The organism is Microbacterium sp. LWO14-1.2, assembly GCF_038397715.1.
In the GTDB taxonomy this organism is placed as follows: Bacteria; Actinomycetota; Actinomycetes; order Actinomycetales; family Microbacteriaceae; genus Microbacterium.
Window position 1 is genome coordinate 1,704,419 of the sequence record NZ_CP151633.1, and the last position, 17,155, is coordinate 1,721,573.

A 17,155-nucleotide genomic window follows, 5' to 3' on the forward strand; every position below is an offset into this window, starting at 1 on the left:
CGCGGTACTCCGGAACGCGACCGGAAGTAGGCTGAGGGCATCATGGACGAGTTCATCCGCGGTTTCTGGGCCTTCGCCGGCAACTACTGGTGGCTCATCTTCCCCGTCATGGGCATGGCCGGCGGCGCCGCGAAGGCCTGGGAGCGCAGCGCGAAGCGCCGGCATGAGCGACGTCTGGAGACGCTGCGGGTCAAAGCCGAGCTGAAGGCGGCCCAGCTCGAAGCCCGCGGCGCAAAGCGGATCGGACCGTCGGTCGTCGACACCACGGCGCCACCGGTCGCATCGAACACCCTTCTCGAGCGGCTCTTCTCCGAGCATGACGAGATCACCGCGCGATGGCTCGACTACGAGCTCGACGTCGCGAAACTCATCGCCTTCCCCGCGATGAGCGACGGCCGCCAGCCTCTCGTCGCCGCGTTCCTGCGGGCGAAGCGGACGGCTGACGCACTGCGACCGGCATCCGCCGACGCCTCGGTGACCGAGCAGCAGGTGTCGGAGTACCTCGATGCGGTCGGCGCGTACGCCGTGGCGTTCGAGGTGGCCGAGAAGGATGCCAGACGGCTGCGCGACTCGACGTTCACCGAGCCGGAGCGCAAGCGCCTCGACCGTGCGCAGCAGCTGCTCAAGGTCGCGGTCGACGAGTCGGCGACGCAGGCCGAGCGGAACATCGCCTACAAGAGGGTGCGCGACGAGCTCGACGGTCTGATCCTGCTCAGCGACGAGGCCGTGCAGGTGCTCGAGAAGCAGGTCGCGAGAGAGCTCCCCGCGCAGCCGGCCGCGGCCGCGGCCGCGGCTCCGCAGACCCCGGAAGCATCGGCGCCACCCGAAGGGACGCCCGAGCCGGAGCGGATGCCGCTGCGCCGCGACGACGCCTCATGACGCCCGAGAACCTCACCGGTCCCGTGTGCGTGCACGCCGAGGCCCCCGTGTGGTCGCCGTCGTGGGGCGGTGTGAGGTGGGTCGACGGCGAGGCCGCCGACCTCGTGACGCTGCGGGACGACGGCATCCATCGCCTGCACCTCGACGACGACTACGCGGCCTTCGTGCGTCCGCGCGCGAGCGGTGGCTTCGCGGCGTTCGGCACCCGCACGCTGCACCTGTCCGACTCGGCCGACGGCCCCGCCGCCCCGGCGCTCCGATTCGACCTGGGCAGCGCCCGGTTCAACGACGGCACGGTCGACCCCCAGGGGCGCCTGCTCGCCGGGTCGATGGCGACAGACGACGCCGGAGCGGTCGGCCGCGTCATCCGCCTCACCGCCGAGCTCGAGCAGCGCGAGGTGCTCTCGGGCGTCGAGGTCTCGAACGGGATCGGCTTCGCCCCCGACGGCGACCTGGCCTATTACGTCGATACGACGACCGGCGGCGTCGACGTGTTCGATGTGATCGACGGCGAGCTGACCGGACGACGCCGCTTCGTCGGCATCCCGGACGACCAGGGGATGCCGGACGGCCTCACCGTCGCGGCGGACGGCTCGGTGTGGGTCGCACTGTGGAACGGCTGGGCCGTGCACGGGTACTCGCCCGAGGGCGCGCTGATCGCCCGCATCCCGCTGCCGGTCCCGCAGGTCAGCGCGTGCGCGTTCGGCGGCGACGACCTCGGCACGCTGTTCATCACCACGTCGGCGCAGGGACTCGACCGCGACCACGGCACCGAAGCCGGATCGCTGTTCGCGGTGCGCCCCGGCGTGCGCGGTCTGCCGGTCGTCCCCTTCGCCGGCTGAACCGGGCACCGTCGGGCGGTGGCGGGGGTCCCGACGCCCTCCGCCCGCGACACGGCTGCACTCAGCCGGATGAACCGTGTCGCGGGCGCAAGGCGCCGGGTCCGCGGGATCAGCGCACCCGGGCGCGCTCCACCCGCTGCCGCTGGCGACCGAGTCCCTCGATCTCGATCACCATCTCGTCGCCCTCCGCGAGATACGGGAACCGCCCCGACAGCGCCACACCCTCCGGTGTTCCGGTGTTCACCACGTCGCCGGGCTCCAGCACCATGTACTGGCTGAGGTCGCGGACGAGCTCGAGCACCGGGAACACCATGTCGGCTGTCGACGAGTCCTGTCGGGCAGCGCCGTTCACCGACGACCGGAGGCGCAGTGCCTGCGGGTCGACCTCGTCGGCAGGCACCAGCGCAGGCCCGAGCGGATTGAAGGTCTCGGCGCACTTGCCCTTCGACCACTGGCCGCCCGACACCTCGATCTGGAAGGCGCGCTCGGACACGTCGTTCGACACCGCGTACCCGGCGATCACGTCGCGCGCCGCCTCGGCCGAGGGGAGGTAGCGCGCCGTGCGACCGATCACGACGGCGAGCTCCACCTCCCAGTCGACCTTCTCGGCGTCCGGCGGCAGCAGCACCACGTCGTCGGGCCCGACGACGGTGTTCGGATGCTTGAAGAAGACCACCGGATGCTCGGGAGGGAGCGACCCCGATTCGGCGGCGTGCGCGGCGTAGTTCATGCCGATGCAGATCACGGCTCCGGGGCGCGCGACCGGCGCGCCGATGCGCAGACCGCTGATGTCGGCCGCCGGCAGCGCGCCTGCGGCAAGTGCCGCCCGGACGCCGGTGATGCCGCCATCCGCGAGGAACGCCCCGTCGATGTCGGGCGTGAGCGAGGACAGATCGTAGACGGCACCGTCGTGTCGCACGAAGGGCTTCTCCGAGCCGAGCGATCCGAGACGCAGCAGTTCCATGGTCGCCTCGCGATCAGCCGGCGTGGGCGGGGGCAGGAGTGATGAGCGGGACGGACTCGCCGGCGAGGAAGCGGATGACGTTGTCCGCCGCGTGCACGGGCAGGTCGTCGAGCGCCTCCGGTGAGAACCACGCGGCGTGCGGGGTGAGCAGGACGTCGTCGAGATCGCGCAGCGGGGAGTCCGCCGCGAGCGGTTCGCCGTCGAAGACATCCAGCGCCGCACCGCCGAGGTGCCCGGATCGGAGGGATGCGGCGAGCGCCCCCTCATCCACCAGCGGCCCGCGGCACGTGTTCACCACGACCGCTCCCCGCTTCATCGTCGCCAAGGCGTCGGCGTCGATCAGGTGCCGGGTCTCATCGGTGAGCGGCACGTGCAGGGTGAGGATGTCGGCGGCGGCGATCGCCTCGTCGATCGCGACCGGCTCGCAACCGGCCGCCCGCACGGAGTCGGCGGCGGCGAACGGATCGGCGACGAGAACACGGAACCCGAGCGCACGGCATCCGCTCGCGACGACGCGTCCGATGCGCCCGAAACCGAGCACCGAGACGGTGGTGCGCGAGGGGCGCACGGCGAGAGGACGCGCGTCGACGGCCTTCCACGTGCCGGCGCGCACCGCGCGGTCGTACGCGAGGAGGCCGCGCGCCTGAGCCATGATCATGGCGACGGTGTGCGCGGCGACCTCTTCGATGCAGTAGCTCGGGGTGTTGGCGACCGCGATCCCGCGCTCGCCGGCGGCGTCCACGTCGATCATGTCGTAGCCGATGCCGACGCGGCTGATGATCCGGAGATTCGGCAGGCGGTCGAGGACGTCCGCGGTGATCGGCATCCACTGCACGACGAGTCCTGCCGCGTCGGCGGCGCCGGCTGCGAGGAGGTCGTCGACCGTGTCGGAGGCGGCCCGCTCGGCACGTAGACCGGCGGCGCGAAGGGTGTCTTCGATGACGGACCCCGGCAGGTCGCAGTCGGTCACGATGATGAGGGGCTCGGCCATGGATAGGATGCTATAGCATCTAGCATCCCCACCGCCAGGTTGTTTCGGGTGATCACACATTTGCTATAGCGTTCAGGTATGACACAGCGACGAGCGCTCATCACCGGCGCGAGCTCGGGCATCGGAACCGCAGCCGCCCGCGAACTCGCCACCGAGGGGTACGCCCTCTGGATCACCTACACCGGGCGCGAGGCCGAAGCCGCCCGCGTCGCCGACGAGTGCCGCGCCGCCGGCTCTCCCGACGTGCGCGTCTCACGGCTCGACCTGCGCGATCAGGCGTCGATCGACGCACTGCTCGCGGAGATCACCGCCGAGTGGGGATCGCTGCACGTGCTGATCAACAACGGCGGCGTCTGCCCCTACACCCCGTACGACGACATCGACATCGAGGAGTGGGACTTCGTGCTCGAGACGAACGTGCGCGGCATGTTCTTCCTCACCCGCGGCGCGCTCCCCCTGCTGCGCGCCGCCGACGGCGACCGCTCCGTCGTCAACCTGTCGTCGATCGCCGGCCAGGTCGGCGCGCTGCAAACCGGACTCCACTACTCCGCGAGCAAGGGAGCGATCCTCGCACTCACCCGCAGCTTCGCGCGCCATCTCGCCCCCGAGGGCATCCGGGTGAACGCCGTCAGCCCCGGCCCCGTCGCGAGCGCCATCACCGATCGACTGCAGGGCGACGGACGCGACCGGCTCGCGGCATCCATCCCCCTCGGCGCCTTCGGACAGCCGGCCGACGTCGCGTGGATCATCGCCTCCCTCGCCTCCGAGCGGGCGGGCTTCATCACCGGCGCCACGTACGACGTCAACGGAGGAGTGCGCATTGACTGACAGCATCCGCTCGGCCGCGCTCACCGTGCAGGCACAGCTCGACGCGTTCAACGCGCACGATCTCGACGCGTTCGTCGCGACCTACGCGGCGGATGCCGTGATCACCGGCGTCGCGCCGGAGCCGATCATCGGGGCGGCGGCGATCCGCGCGTTCTACGAACCCCGGCTGCAGAACCCCGAGCTGTCGTGCGTGATCGAGAACACCGTGCTGTTCGGATCACGGTGGGTCGTGGCCCAGGAGCAGGTGGTGAACGCGGGCGTCGCCACCGAGACCATCGCGACCTTCGACGTGGTCGACGGTCTCATCGCGCGCGCCTCGATGCTCAAGGCCTGAGCCGGCCGTCGAAGCGGGCGCGGAGCGCCGGGTCGACGACGACCTCGCCGAAGGATGCCGTCCACGCGCCGTCCACGGCGATCGACTGCCCCGACAGATACGGCGCCTCATCGGAGAGCAGGAACGCCGCGACAGCCGCGACCTCCTCGGCTCGGGCGATCCGGCCCATGGGCGGCCCCTCCGCGAGCGCGCGCTCTGCAGCCACCGGGTCGGAGGATGCCGCGATCTGCGCCTCGAGGTGCGGCGTGCGCACGCCACCCGGCGCGACCGTGTTCGCGCGTATGCCGAGTCCGCCATATGTCACGGCCACACTGCGGCTGAGCGCGTCGATGCCACCCTTCGTGAACTCGTACGCCGCGTGGTCGACGAAGCTGGAGCGGCCGTGGATCGACCCGACGTTGACGATCGCACCCGCGACGCCCTGGTCGAGGAACGACGACACCGCCGCCGAGCACCCCCAGACGTACCCGAGGCCGTTGATGTCGAGGATCTCGCGCACCACCGTCTCGTCGAGCTCGTGCAGGGGTGTGCGCTTGGTGATGCCCGCGTTGTTGACCCAGCCGCGCAGGGGCGCGTAGGCGAGGGCGGCATCGGCGGCACGCTCGTGGGCGCTGCGGTCCGCAGCATCCCCCACCACGACCTCGGCGACGATCCCCTGCTCGATGGTGCCCGACCCGGCGGACCGCTCGAGCCCCACCACCGTCCACCCGTCGGCGGTCAGCCGTTCGGCGATCGCCCGGCCGATGCCCTTGCCGCTGCCGGTCACGACAGCGCTCCTCGGGGCGGATGTCATGGTCGCTCCTCTCGGTCGAAGGCGAAGACGGCCGGGTCGAGGTCGAAGCCGAGTCCCGGACCGCCGGCGGGACGGACGTCGCCCGCGAACGTCGGCCCGCCCGTCACGAAGCTCGGCGCGGGGTCGTACGGATTCACTCCGCGCGCGAACGTCTCCACCTCGATCCCGAGGTGGGCGGTGACCTCCGGGTACACGTGCCCGGACACCCGGATGCTGCGCTCCGCCGCCCACGACACGATCTCGCGCGCGGGAGTGATGCCGCCGATCGCGACAACGTCGAGGCGCAGCACATCGACCCCGCCCTGCTCGACGAGCGCACGCAGCACGGCGGGGTCGGTGACCTCGTCGCCGACCGACAGCGGCAGCCCGCTCTCGGCGCGGATCCGTGCGCATCCCGCTGCATCCTCGGGCAGGATCGGATCCTCGAGCCAGGCGAGGTCGGGCGCTCCCCACTGCGCGATCTCGGAGAGGGCCTCATCGGCGTCGCGCCATCCGAAGCCCACATCGACCACGAGGCCCGTCTCCCGCGGCAGCTCCGCACCGAGGATCACGAACAGCTCGCGCATGTATGCCGGATCGGGAATGCGCGACACCTTGACCTGCGCCCATCCCGCCGCCTGGCGCAGAACCTCGTCGGCGACGTCGCGAGGAGTGCGCTCCGGCGACGGGTACGCCGCGACGAGCATCGCGCGACGAGGGGCGTCGCCGGTCCCGAGGAGCTGCCACAGCGGCACTCCCGCCCGGCGAGCGGCGATGTCCCACAGGGCGATGTCGACGAGGCCGATCGCGCGCCGCACGAGGCCCACGCGTCCGACGATCGCGCTGCCCCGCAGCATCCGATCCCACGCGGCCGACGGGTCGTCGGCATCCGCCCCGATCGCGTGCGGAGCGACCAGGCGGTCGACGATCTCGGCCATCGGCGCCTCCCGCGACAGGCAGTACGCGACCCCGGTCGTGCCGTCGTCGTCGGTCACGCGCACGGCGCTGTACTCGCGACGGGTCACCGTCATGGCACCGAGGTGCAGCGGAGCAGGAAGCGGCAGCACCGCCGTCGCGGTGTCGACCCGTGCGACCGCCGTCATTCGGGCCTCTTCGCGAGCGGCACGCCGTAGTCGACCAGGAACCCGCCGTCGACGTAGAGCGTCTGGCCGTTCATGTAGCGCGACTGATCCGACACGAGGAAGCTCACGGCATCCGCGATCTCACTCGCCTCCGCGAGACGACCCGCCGGGATGCGCGACAGGATCGTGTCGAGGCTCAGCGTGCCCTGCTCGACACCCTGGCGGAAGACGCCCGTGTCGACATAACCCGGTGCGACCGCGTTCACGCGCACCCCGCGGGCCGCCCACTCCGCCCCCGCGGTCGAGGTGAGACCGATCACCGCGGCCTTCGTCGTCGCGTACGGCGCACGACCGGCGGAGCCTCGCGACGAGATCGACGAGATGTTCACGATCCGGCCGGCGCCGCGCGACAGCATCCGTCGTCCGGCTGCCTGCAGCGCCGAGAACACGCCGTGCAGGTTCACGTCGACCACGGCCGACCACTCGTCCCACGAGAGGTCTTCGATCGCGCGATGGCGCTGGATGCCGGCATTGTTCACCAGCACCTCGATCGGCCCCAGCTCCGCCTCGATGGCCCCGAAGACCCGGTCGGTCTCATCGTGGTCGGTGACGTCGAGCTCGCGCCACAGCACGCCGGCGCCCGCATCGGATGCCGTGAGGCCCGGCACCCGGTCGGCGGCGACGACGCGATAGCCGTCTGCGACGAGGCGGCGCCCGATCTCCCAGCCGATGCCGGCGGATCCTCCCGTGACGATGGCGACGGGGGCATGGTCTGTCATTTCTCTCCTCTGGTCGGGGCGGATGCGGGTCGCGCGGATGATGTGGATGTCGCGGATGTCGTGGATGGCGCGGATTCTTCGTCGAGACCCATCACGCGCGTCGAGACCCATCGCCCGATACGTCGTTCGTGGTGGGTCTCAACGGGGGTGGTGGGTTTCGGCGCACTAGGGGTGGTGGGTTTCGGCGCACTAGGGGAGGCGGGAGCGAGGGGGAGGCGGGAGCACGGGGGAGGCGGGAGCGAGGAGGGCAGCGACGACCTCGCAGGCATGCTCCTCGAGAAGCTCGAGGCTGCCCGCGGCGAGGGGCGTCTGCCAGGCCTGATACCCGCCGCGCTCGTAGGCCTCTCGTGTCGGCAGGTACACGAAGCCCGGGCCGTTCGTGAGGTTCATCACCACGATCGGGATGCCGGGGAACCGGGCGCGCAGCGTCGTCTGCAGCCGCGAGTACGCCTCGCCGGGGTGGCCGACGATCACCGCGTGCCCCCACCGCCAGGCCCATACGGGATGCGCGACGGTGGGCCCGTCGATGTACCCCTCGCGCAGATTGCGGGCGCGGCCGAGCCGCTCGTCGCGCGAGCGCGGATCGATGTCCTTCCACTCCTCGGAGAGCTGATCGAGCGTGGGCAGGTCGCGGAGCGGCAGGTCGACCGTCGTCGTCGAGCCCGCGGCATCCTCCCCTCCGTCCCCCGGGCGTCCCTCCCAGATCGCGAGCGGTGCGCCGGACTCGACGACCCCGCCGAGGGTCAGCTCGTCTCCGGGCAGCGGCAGGCCGTCGAGGGCCGAGAGCACCGCGTGTCCGAGCGATCGTCCGTGCCGGTCGGCCACGGCGACATCGCCGGTGTACTGCTCGCGCGGCGCGAGCTCGCCCGACGCTCCCTGCACGAACAGGCACGGCGCTCCGGTCGCCGTCTCGACGATCTCGCGCATGGCGCCGACGTAGTCGGGGGACACCTCGCGGTTCTGCCACGCGAGCGTGGTGGGGTGGCACGCGTAGTTCACGATCGTCGCGCGCACCGCCCCGCCGACGCTCACCCGTCCGATCGTCACGGTGTCGTCGGCGGCGACTCCCGGGTTCCAGCCGACGAGGGCCCGGCCGTCGAGGTCGAGCTCGCGATCGGCGGCGAGGTCGCAGCGCCCGGTCGTCCACTCGATGAGGCCGGGTCGGGCGGAGTCGAGTGCTTCGCGACCGGCCGCGATGCCCTGCTCTGCGAGGGTCTCGAGGTATCCGGGAATGAGCTCGCCGCCCTCGAGGTGCGCGTCGGCCGCGCACAGCACCGCGCCGGCGTGCGTGTGCGAGAGCGACAGCATGAGCTGATCAGCGTCGAGGCCGAGCCCGTCGAGGATGGCCCCTCGCACCCCGATCTCGTCGGCCACCCGTCGCCACCATGTGCCGTCGACCGCGAGCAGCACACGCGCGCGCCCGTCGCCACCGGTCACCGCGAGCGCGGTCAGTTCGAAGGGCCGATGAGCGCCCTCCGCCCGCTCCCAGTCGGCGGGACCCCAGTTCTTCGCGCGGATGCCGACCGGCGGCGTCACATCGCGCCTGGCCACGCCGACGAGCGCCGACGTGCGCGGGACGCGGATGCTGTCGCCGATCGCGAGCGGGGCGGTGGTCATGCGGACTCCTTCGGGTGTGCAGGGGGAGGGAATGCCATAGCATCGAGCGGAGCGCCCCGGCATCCGCTGACGGCGTCGCGCATCGAGGAGGGCATACGAGTGCGCAGCGTGTCTGACCAGAACATCGCCGAACAGGTCGCCGATGAACTGCGCTCCGCGATCCATTCCGGGGAACTCGCTCCCGGCGAGAGACTCGTCGAGCGCAAGCTGGCGGAACGGCTCGGCGTGAGCCACATCCCCGTGCGCGAAGCGCTCACGAGGCTCGCGCAGGAACGCCTCGTCGTGCACGAACCGCGCCGCGGAGCCCGCGTGGCCGCGCTCACCGCCCGTGACCTCGAGGAGATCTCGAGCCTGCGGATCGTGCTCGAGCAGTTCATGGCCATCCGCGTGCAGGAGCGGTGGGACGAGGAGGCGGCCGTGCGCCTCGGCTCCGTGGTCGAGGCGATGGCGGCGGTACCCGAGGGCGACATCGCCGAGCTGCTGCGGCAGGACCGGCTGTTCCACGAGACGCTGTCGGAGCTCGCCGACCACCGCTTCCTCGACGAGGTCACCTCGCACCTGCGCGGCCGCGTCGCCGGGTTCCTGCACGCGGCGAACTCCGCTCTCGACCCCGCCGAGCAGGAGGAGCACGTGCGCAGCCACCAGCGGATCGTGGACGCGATCGCCGGCCGCGACCCCGAGACCGCTCGCGCCGTGATCGCCGAGCACGTGACCAGAGCGGCCCAGCGCATCACCCCGACCGACGCGGAGGCATGACCCCCATGACGAAGACCATCGTGATCACCGGAGCGTCCGACGGCATCGGCGCCGCCGCCGCGCGACAGCTCGCGGATTCCGGACACCGGCTGCTGCTCGTCGGTCGATCGGCCGAGAAGACCCGCGCGGTGGCCGACGACACCGGCGCCGAGGCGCTGACCGCTGACTTCGCGCGACTCGACGACGTGCGGGCGCTGGCCGGTCGGATCGACGACCTCCTCGGCGACGACGGCCTCGACGTGCTCGCCAACAACGCCGGCGGCATCTTCGGCGACCGCACCCCCACCGTGGACGGCCACGAGAAGACCATCCAGGTCAACCATCTCGCACCGTTCCTGCTGACGAACCTGCTCCTGCCCCGACTGCTGCGCAGCCGAGGGGCCGTCATCAACACGTCGAGCGTCGGTCACCGCCTGTTCGGCGACCTCGACGTCGACGACCTCGACAACGAGCGGCGCTTCAGCGCGAACAAGGCCTACGGCGACGCCAAGCTCGCGAACGTCCTCTTCGCGAAGAGCCTGCACACGCGATTCCATGCCGACGGGCTGAGCGCGGTCGCCTTCCACCCCGGCACCGTGCGCACGAACTTCGCGGCCGACTCGTCGAGCCTCATGCGCCTCGTCTACCGCAGCTTCCTCGGCCGGCTCATACTCACGGGCGTCGAGGAGGGCGGCAGCATCCTGCGCTGGTTCATCGAGGGCACCCCCGACGAGACCTGGTTCTCGGGCGCCTACTACGACGAACGCACCCTCTCGAACCGCGTCAATCCGCAGGTTGACGACCCAGCCCTCGCCGAGGCGCTGTGGCACAAGAGCGCCGAGCTCGTCGGCATCCCGGCATCCTGACCTCGCGCGCCCGCGCGGCTGCGAAGGAGATCTCTCATAACGAAGGAGCGGATGGGGCATCTGCTCCTTCGTTACGCGAGATCTCCTGCACAGCACGGGGTGACCAGGATGCTCAGACCGCGATGTTCGCGGTGTCGACGACGCGGTCGCCCTCGGCGGGGAACGCCGTGCGGGTGACGCCTGATTCGACGTTGCCGGTGTGCAGCAGGGTCGATTCCGCTCCGAAGGCGCCGTCGGCGAGTTCGAGCGCGCCGCCCTCGAAGCGGTTGCCGACCGCGCGGTAGTGCGTGGCCCCGGTCTTCAGCGAGACGTGCGTCGCCGACCCCTCCGCGCGCAGGGTGCTGTCGCTCAGGGTCAGGTGCAGCGGCCCGGCGCCGGTCCGCGTCACCCCGGTGCCGCCCTTCAGCAGGACGTCCGACCCGGCGATCTCGACGGCCTGACGCTCGCCGCGGGCGGCAGCGATGCGGGCGTTTCGCAGCGTGGACCCCTCGAAGCGCAGGCGCTCGGATGCCGAGGTGATCGGCGCCGCGTCGTCGGCCGCGGTGAGCGTCGACCCGCGGAAGGTGACCGCTCCGGGCCCGGTGATCTTCATGCCGCCGACGCCGCTGAGCACGGTGTCGACGAAGGTCACGGGTGTGGTGACCGCCGCGCTCGTGAGCTCGCCGGGGGCGACGAACGTGAAGTGCGAGTCGGCGATCACGTTCGGCCGAGCCGACGCATCCGACTGCTGCGTGATGATCAGGGTGTCGGATGCCGTGCAGCCGCGCAGCTGCGCTCCGTCGGCGTTGATCCACAGCATCCCGGAACCGGAGAGCGAGGGCTTGCCGATCACCTGCACGTCTTCCAGGGTGAGATCGGTGATGCGCACCCTGGCGACGAACCACGAGCAGACGTGCTTGCGCACCGTGATGCGCTTGGCCGCCGAGCCCCAGGCCGCGCCCGAGTTCGCGAACGTCATGAGGCCCGAGTTCCCGGTGTAGGTGAGGTCGTGCTCGTACTGGCCGTGCGTCACGAACGGTCCCTGATCGTCGCCGTCGCCGTGGCAGTTCTCGACGAGGCAGTAGGCGCTGGCGGTGAAGTCGTTGAGGTGCCGGGCGTTCGAGGTGTGGCAGTTCGCGACGTAGCCGTACAGGCAGTAGATCTGCTGCGTCAGGTACCCGGCGCCGCCCCATGTGACCGACGTCGGGTTCGAGAGGTTGCAGCTCTCGGTGGTGAAGTACGTGTTCCAGCGGCGCTGGATGAGCGGCCAGAACGTCGCGGTCCCGTCGATGTGGTCGACGTCGCAGCGCACCGCGTACTCGAAGGCGAGCGGGTGCGAGCCGGTGTACTCGTCGGCCCCGCCGCCCAGGAAGCGCAGGTTCGACACCGTCACGTCGTGCACGGGTTTCACGAGCCGCCACGTGATCGCGCGGTCCTTGCCGAGCGGCCAGCCGTTCTTGTAGTTGACGCGGATGTGGGTGCCGTCGACGATCTGGGTCACCTGCACGAGCCGCTGCAGCTCGCGCTCCCACCGACCGGCCAGGCCGTTCACCTCCGCGGCGTACCAGCTGCCCACGGCGAAGAACGACGAGTCGGCGACCGGGAAGACGTCGGCCAGGTCCGGCACGTTCTCTCCGAGCTTCGCCTCCTGCACGGCATCCGTCACCTCGCCGCGGAAGAACATGACTGCGGCGAACGGGTCGTCCTTGGGGGCGTTCTCGATGCCGACGGTGGTCATGAGGTTGTTGCCGAAGTCGAAGGCCAGGTTCGAGCGGGTGAAGCGGTGCCGTCGCACGAAGTTCAGGTCGGTGTGCGCCTCGATGCGGTGGATCGAGAGGTCTCCGACCATCGCGTCGAGGGCGTCGTCGGCGGGCGCGGAGGCGTCGAACAGCCCGAACTGACGGAACTCCACGACGCCGGAGTGCACGAGCAGCCACGCGCCCTCCTTCTTCGCGGCGAGCACGGTGCCCCCGTTCACGGCCGGCGCGTCCTTCTTCACGAAGCGGTAGAGCCCGTGCCCGCCGTCGCCCGGTGCCGCGTACCCGGAGGTGCGCACGAGGTCACCGTCCTTGCCCTTGAGCCCGGCGAGGTCGGCGGCGGTCCCGGCGTTGCCGACGGCCTTCGACGTCGCGGCGCTCAGCGGAGCCACCGGGCCAACGGCCTGCGCGGGCGCGTGGCTCGCGACCGCCGCCACCCCGCCCAGCGCTGCGGCCCCGAAGCCGGCGAGCAGCATCCGCCGGCTGCGGAACGCGGCGGTCTCGGTCCTGTCCTCGTTCGTGATCGTCATGCTGTCGTCCCTTCGTGCGGCGGCATCGCCGCTGTCGGGCGTGCGACCGGCCGGTCGGCACGCGGCATCCGGTACCTCTCCTGCGTCACCACGAATCCCCGCCGTCACCGGAGCGCGCGAGCTGCGCTGCGCGCACGGTGTTCTCGACGACGACCTGCGCCGAACGCCACGGGGCGACGACGCGTCGATCAGCACTCGCATCGAGCAGAGCGCCGATCAGTCCCTCGAAGCCGAGGGCAGCATGGGGGTTCTCGACATCGAGCACGCACGAGCGGAGCCCGTCGGTCGTGACGATGTCGATCGCATAGGCATCCGGGCCGGGGATCCCCGACAGCGATACCTGCACGGGCAGCTCGCGCCCACCGACGGAGACGCGGACATCGAGGCCCGCGGCATCCTCCGAGTGCGGCGATCCCGCGGCCCGGCGCGTCCAGCCGGTGCCCGAGGTCAGCCGTGCGCCGGGCAGCACGACATCGACCATCTCCCAGGCGTGCACGCCCACGGTCGCCAGGATCCCGCCTCCGAGATCCGGCGCGTCCTGCCAGTTGCGCTCCGGCGTACGGAACCCGGCCGCGTCGTGCTGCGCCCGCACTCGCACTGCGAGCACCTCGGCGTGCTCGACCTCGGCGCGGAGCGCGGCGAGCGCGGGCGCGAAGCGCAGCACCGAGCTCGTTCCGACGAGCGCGGGGTCTGCGGCATCCGACCACTCGTGGAGCTGCGCCGAGGTGGCGGCCACGACCTTGTTCACGAAGACCGGAGTCACGCCGTCCTGCAGCACCCGGATCAGCGCCGCCGCCTCGTGCGTCCGCGGCGTGGCGATCACGAGATCCGGACCGAGCGCGAGCAGGTCGGCCGGTGAGCCGACGGATGCCGTGCCGTGCCGCCGCGCGAAAGCCGCCGCCGCGAGGTGGTCGTCGTCGTACACGCCCACGACCTCGCCGCCGAGTGCGCGGACGTGGGTCGCATCGCTGTCGGGATGGGAGTGCGCGAGACCGGCGAAGGCCACGCGCTGCGGCGACGTCGTCATGCCATCGACGCCAGCTGGGCTCGATCGACGGCTTCGACCAGCGGCCGGCCCTCCGCGAACGCGGTGATCTCGTCGGCCACGATGCGGCCCTGGCGCAGACGACCCTCGACCGTGCCGGCGGCGCGGTGCGGGGTGAGCAGCACGTGCGGGAGTCCGCGGAAGGGGCTGGTGGCCGGCAGCGGCTCCTCGTCGAACACGTCGATCGCCGCACTCAGGCGTCCGCTGCGCACCTCGTCGAGCAGCGCCGCCTCGTCGACCAGCCAGGATCGGGCCGTGTTCACGAGTCCGGCGCCGTCCGGCATGAGTGCGAGCTCGCGTCGCCCGATGAGGTGGTGGGTCTCGGGGAGGGTGGGCGCGTGCACCGCGACGATGCGGGCTCGGCACAGCGCCTCGTCGAGGGGCAGCAGCTCGGCGCCGAGAGCGGCGGCCTGCGCGGCGTCGAGGGTCGGATCCACGAGCAGGGGCTCCGCCCCGAGCAGCCGCACGAGCTCCAGGTACGCACGACCCGTGCGCGAGGCGCCGATCACGGCGATCGGCGCGCCGAGGATCTCGTGCTGCGCGCCGGCGGCGCCGGCGTCGTCCCAGCCCGCCGCGTCGCGCAGCGCGTTGTGCATGCTCGGGATGCGGTGCAGCAGCGCCAGCGTGAACGCCAGCGCCACCTCGGCCACCGGTCGGGCCATCGCCGCACCGGCCTGCGTCACGACCACGCCGTGGTCGAAGAGCGCGTCGGTCGCGAAGGCCTTCACCGATGCGCCGATGTGCGCGACGACCTGCAGCTTCGGGAGCCGCGCGAGCAGCGCCTCGTCGAACGGCGGAGCACCCCAGCTGGTCAGCACCACGCGGGCATCGTCGAGTCGGGCGCCGTCGAGTCGGGCGCCGTCGAGTCGGGCGTCGCCGAGTCGGGGGTCGTCGAGTGCGTCGACCCGCGCGAAGGCGCCGCCGAGCGCGCGTGCGGCGGCGTGCAGGCGCTGCTCGTCGTCGCGTGAGAACAGCTCGGCGAAGAGCGGTGCCGGCACAGCGGCGACGACGACGACCGGTGCGGCGCTCATGCCAGCCAGGCCTCGAGATGCTCGGCGATGAAGGCGTCGTCGTTCAGGTCGGGGTAGGCCAGGCGCACGCGCCGGATCTCCTCGGCCTGCCCGGGCGAGAGCCCTTCGGCGGGATCGAGGCACCAGGTGCCCTCGAGCAGGCCCTGCTGGCGCAGCAGCTCGTGCACCCCGGCGATCACGCCATGGAAGTCGTTGCCCGGATCGAACACCGCCTGGTTCACATCGACCATGTCGGACGCGACGAGCCCCAGTTCGCGGTAGGCGACGGCATCCCCCTCCATGGCCGTCCTGGCCCGGGAGAGCAGGTCGACCGCGGCCTTGGTGCCCACGGCCCACTGCCCCAGCAGCCCGCCGACGAAACGCAGCGTGCGCGGGCCGTCCGGCGACTCGACGTGGAACTCCGACAGCAGGTCGGCGACGATCGCGTCGTCGTTGCCCGTGTACAGGGCGATCTCGTCGGCGCGGCCGGAGGCGGCGACGCCGCGCACCAGCTCCAGCGTGCGGTACCGGTCGAACGGCGCGGCCTTGACCGCCACGACCGCGGGGATCGCGGCGAACTCGCGCCAGAACTCCCGATCGAGCACAGGACCGCCGATCGCGGTCTGCAGGTAGAAGCCGACGATCGGCAGCACCTCGCCCACCGCGCGCGCCCGGTCGAGCAGAGCCCGATCGTCGGCGCCGGCGACCCGCGGGCTCACCAGCACGGCGTCGTAGCCGAGCGAGCGCGCGAGCTCGGCCTCGGCGACGGCCTGCGCGGTATCGCCGGCCACGCCCGCGATGCGCACGACACCGGCGTCGGCCCGTGCGTCCATCTCCTCCGCCGCGAGCGCGAGCACCGGCTCGAACAGGGCATGCTCGGGGTCGCGGATCTCGAACTGGGTCGTGTGCACGCCCACCGCGAGGCCGCCGGCGCCCGCATCCAGGTAGTACCGGGTCAGTGCGCGCTGGCGGCGCTCGTCGAGCGTGCGATCGGCGGTCAGGGCGAGCGGATGCGCGGGGATCACGGCCCCCTGCGCGAGGGTCGCGGCGGCCTCCGCGCGGAGCACCGGCACGGTCGAGGTGTGCGCAGCGTACCCGCGCATCAGAACTTGCCGTCCCGCACGGCCCACTTCGTGGGCTTGGCGATCATCGGAAGGCCGGCGGTGATCCACTCGGCCTGCAGACCGATCAGCGTCTCGGCGGCGACGGAGGGGTAGCCGAACAGCGCCATGCAGCGGCGGGCGTCGCTGAGGAGCGCGGTCGGCTGCGGCTCGTCGACGAGCGTCACCTCGCGCTCGAACAGCTCGCCGAAGCGCCGGGCGATCGACTCGACGCTCAGCAGCTCGGGACCGGTCAGGTTGATGGTGAACGGGTCGGTCGAGGCGTGCACGAGGCTGCGCAGCACGACCTCGTTCGCATACCCCTGCCACACCACGTTGACGTTCGCCGTCGCGAGAGACACGGGCTGACCCGCATGCACGGCGCTGCCGATGTCGGCGAGCACCCCGTAGCGCAGGTCGATCGCGTAGTTGAGTCGGATGATCGCCACCCGGGTGCCGCGCTCCTGCGCGCCGAACTCGAAGACGCGTTCGCGCCCGAGGCACGACTGCGCGTACTCGCCGATCGGCGCCGGCGTCAGCTGCTCGGAGGCACCGCCGGACGCGGCGGGCACGAACGGATACACGTTGCCGGTCGAGAGCACCGAGATGGCGCTGTCGCGGTAGCGCCGGGCGACGCGGTCGGGCAGAGCGGCGTTGACCTCCCACGCCCACGACGCATTGGTCGCCGCCCCGAACTTGGCCCCCACCATGAACACGACGTTCGGGGCGTCGGGGAGGCCGCTGAAGTCGTCGTTCTCGATGAGGTCGAACGGCACGACGGTGACGCCCGCGGCGTCGAGGCGGTCGCGGATCTCGCCGTCGCCGAACCGCGACACCGCGTAGACGGCATCCTTCTCCCGCCCTGCGGCGTCCATGCCCCGACGCGCGAGCATCGCGAGGGTCGGACCCATCTTGCCGCCTGCGCCGAGGATGACGAGGTCGCCCGAGCCCTGGGCCAGATCGGCGATGAGCGCGTCGGAGGGTGTCGAGAGGACCTCCTCGAGGTGCGCCTCCGAGGTGAATGCGTGCTGAGTCACGTGGTGAT

Annotated in this window: 17 protein-coding genes; 6 read left to right on the forward strand and 11 right to left on the reverse strand. The window is 71.7% G+C overall.

The features are described 5' to 3' along the window. Positions 1-42: 42 nt before the first annotated feature. Entirely contained in the window at positions 43-879 is an 837-nt protein-coding gene (locus tag MRBLWO14_RS08235; protein WP_341935969.1) for a hypothetical protein, read from the forward strand. Continuing rightward, positions 876-1,721, forward strand: a complete 846-nt coding sequence (locus MRBLWO14_RS08240) for an SMP-30/gluconolactonase/LRE family protein (RefSeq protein WP_341935970.1) — start codon at positions 876-878, stop codon at positions 1,719-1,721. The genes MRBLWO14_RS08235 and MRBLWO14_RS08240 overlap by 4 nt, the downstream gene beginning before the upstream one ends. Before the next feature lie 109 nt (positions 1,722-1,830). On the opposite strand, the gene MRBLWO14_RS08245 is transcribed toward MRBLWO14_RS08240, so the two are convergent. After that, the gene (locus MRBLWO14_RS08245) at positions 1,831-2,685 is read right to left on the reverse strand and encodes a fumarylacetoacetate hydrolase family protein (protein ID WP_341935971.1); all 855 of its coding nucleotides are present in this window, start codon (positions 2,683-2,685) and stop codon (positions 1,831-1,833) included. A gap of 13 nt (positions 2,686-2,698) precedes the next feature. Next, on the reverse strand, positions 2,699-3,676 hold the full coding sequence (locus MRBLWO14_RS08250; RefSeq protein WP_341935972.1) for a C-terminal binding protein: 978 nt from the start codon (positions 3,674-3,676) through the stop codon (positions 2,699-2,701). 78 nt (positions 3,677-3,754) lie between these two features. On the opposite strand from MRBLWO14_RS08250, the gene MRBLWO14_RS08255 reads away from it, so the two are divergent. Together MRBLWO14_RS08255 and MRBLWO14_RS08260 are read left to right on the forward strand one after the other, a co-directional pair. Next, the gene (locus MRBLWO14_RS08255; protein WP_341935973.1) at positions 3,755-4,504 is read left to right on the forward strand and encodes an SDR family oxidoreductase; all 750 of its coding nucleotides are present in this window, start codon (positions 3,755-3,757) and stop codon (positions 4,502-4,504) included. Then, positions 4,497-4,838, forward strand: a complete 342-nt coding sequence (locus MRBLWO14_RS08260) for a nuclear transport factor 2 family protein (protein WP_341935974.1) — start codon at positions 4,497-4,499, stop codon at positions 4,836-4,838. The genes MRBLWO14_RS08255 and MRBLWO14_RS08260 overlap by 8 nt, the downstream gene beginning before the upstream one ends. On the opposite strand, the gene MRBLWO14_RS08265 is transcribed toward MRBLWO14_RS08260, so the two are convergent. The 4 genes from MRBLWO14_RS08265 to MRBLWO14_RS08280 form a co-directional block, all read right to left on the reverse strand. Further along, positions 4,828-5,631 carry an SDR family oxidoreductase gene (locus tag MRBLWO14_RS08265; protein ID WP_341935975.1) on the reverse strand — a complete coding sequence of 268 codons (804 nt, stop codon included), beginning with the start codon at positions 5,629-5,631 and terminating at the stop codon, positions 4,828-4,830. The genes MRBLWO14_RS08260 and MRBLWO14_RS08265 overlap by 11 nt on opposite strands. Next, positions 5,628-6,713 carry a mandelate racemase/muconate lactonizing enzyme family protein gene (locus MRBLWO14_RS08270; protein ID WP_341935976.1) on the reverse strand — a complete coding sequence of 362 codons (1,086 nt, stop codon included), beginning with the start codon at positions 6,711-6,713 and terminating at the stop codon, positions 5,628-5,630. The genes MRBLWO14_RS08265 and MRBLWO14_RS08270 overlap by 4 nt, the downstream gene beginning before the upstream one ends. Next, the gene (locus MRBLWO14_RS08275; RefSeq protein WP_341935977.1) at positions 6,710-7,471 is read right to left on the reverse strand and encodes an SDR family oxidoreductase; all 762 of its coding nucleotides are present in this window, start codon (positions 7,469-7,471) and stop codon (positions 6,710-6,712) included. Before MRBLWO14_RS08275 ends, MRBLWO14_RS08270 begins: the two co-directional genes overlap by 4 nt. A gap of 189 nt (positions 7,472-7,660) precedes the next feature. Further along, complete coding sequence (locus MRBLWO14_RS08280; protein ID WP_341935978.1) at positions 7,661-9,088, reverse strand: hypothetical protein; 1,428 nt, start codon at positions 9,086-9,088, stop codon at positions 7,661-7,663. A 108-nt stretch (positions 9,089-9,196) separates the two neighbouring features. Here MRBLWO14_RS08280 and MRBLWO14_RS08285 point away from each other — a divergent pair, with 108 nt between their 5' ends. Both MRBLWO14_RS08285 and MRBLWO14_RS08290 read left to right on the forward strand, forming a co-directional pair. Then, positions 9,197-9,844, forward strand: a complete 648-nt coding sequence (locus MRBLWO14_RS08285) for a GntR family transcriptional regulator (RefSeq protein WP_341935979.1) — start codon at positions 9,197-9,199, stop codon at positions 9,842-9,844. A 5-nt stretch (positions 9,845-9,849) separates the two neighbouring features. After that, complete coding sequence (locus MRBLWO14_RS08290) at positions 9,850-10,689, forward strand: SDR family NAD(P)-dependent oxidoreductase (protein WP_341935980.1); 840 nt, start codon at positions 9,850-9,852, stop codon at positions 10,687-10,689. Between the two features lie 112 nt (positions 10,690-10,801). Here the strand turns inward: MRBLWO14_RS08290 and MRBLWO14_RS08295 are convergent, their stop codons facing one another. The 5 genes from MRBLWO14_RS08295 to MRBLWO14_RS08315 all read right to left on the reverse strand — a co-directional run bounded on the left by MRBLWO14_RS08295 (position 10,802) and on the right by MRBLWO14_RS08315 (position 17,147). After that, a complete protein-coding gene (locus MRBLWO14_RS08295) occupies positions 10,802-12,955 on the reverse strand; it encodes a peptidase C14 (RefSeq protein WP_341935981.1) in 2,154 nt (717 codons plus the stop codon). Between the two features lie 85 nt (positions 12,956-13,040). After that, positions 13,041-13,982, reverse strand: a complete 942-nt coding sequence (locus MRBLWO14_RS08300) for a hypothetical protein (protein WP_341935982.1) — start codon at positions 13,980-13,982, stop codon at positions 13,041-13,043. Next, a complete protein-coding gene (locus MRBLWO14_RS08305; protein ID WP_341935983.1) occupies positions 13,979-15,031 on the reverse strand; it encodes a hydroxyacid dehydrogenase in 1,053 nt (350 codons plus the stop codon). Before MRBLWO14_RS08305 ends, MRBLWO14_RS08300 begins: the two co-directional genes overlap by 4 nt. After that, positions 15,028-16,113 carry a dihydrodipicolinate synthase family protein gene (locus MRBLWO14_RS08310; protein ID WP_341935984.1) on the reverse strand — a complete coding sequence of 362 codons (1,086 nt, stop codon included), beginning with the start codon at positions 16,111-16,113 and terminating at the stop codon, positions 15,028-15,030. Before MRBLWO14_RS08310 ends, MRBLWO14_RS08305 begins: the two co-directional genes overlap by 4 nt. After that, entirely contained in the window at positions 16,113-17,147 is a 1,035-nt protein-coding gene (locus MRBLWO14_RS08315; protein ID WP_341935985.1) for an epimerase, read from the reverse strand. The genes MRBLWO14_RS08310 and MRBLWO14_RS08315 overlap by 1 nt, the downstream gene beginning before the upstream one ends. Positions 17,148-17,155 lie beyond the last annotated feature (8 nt).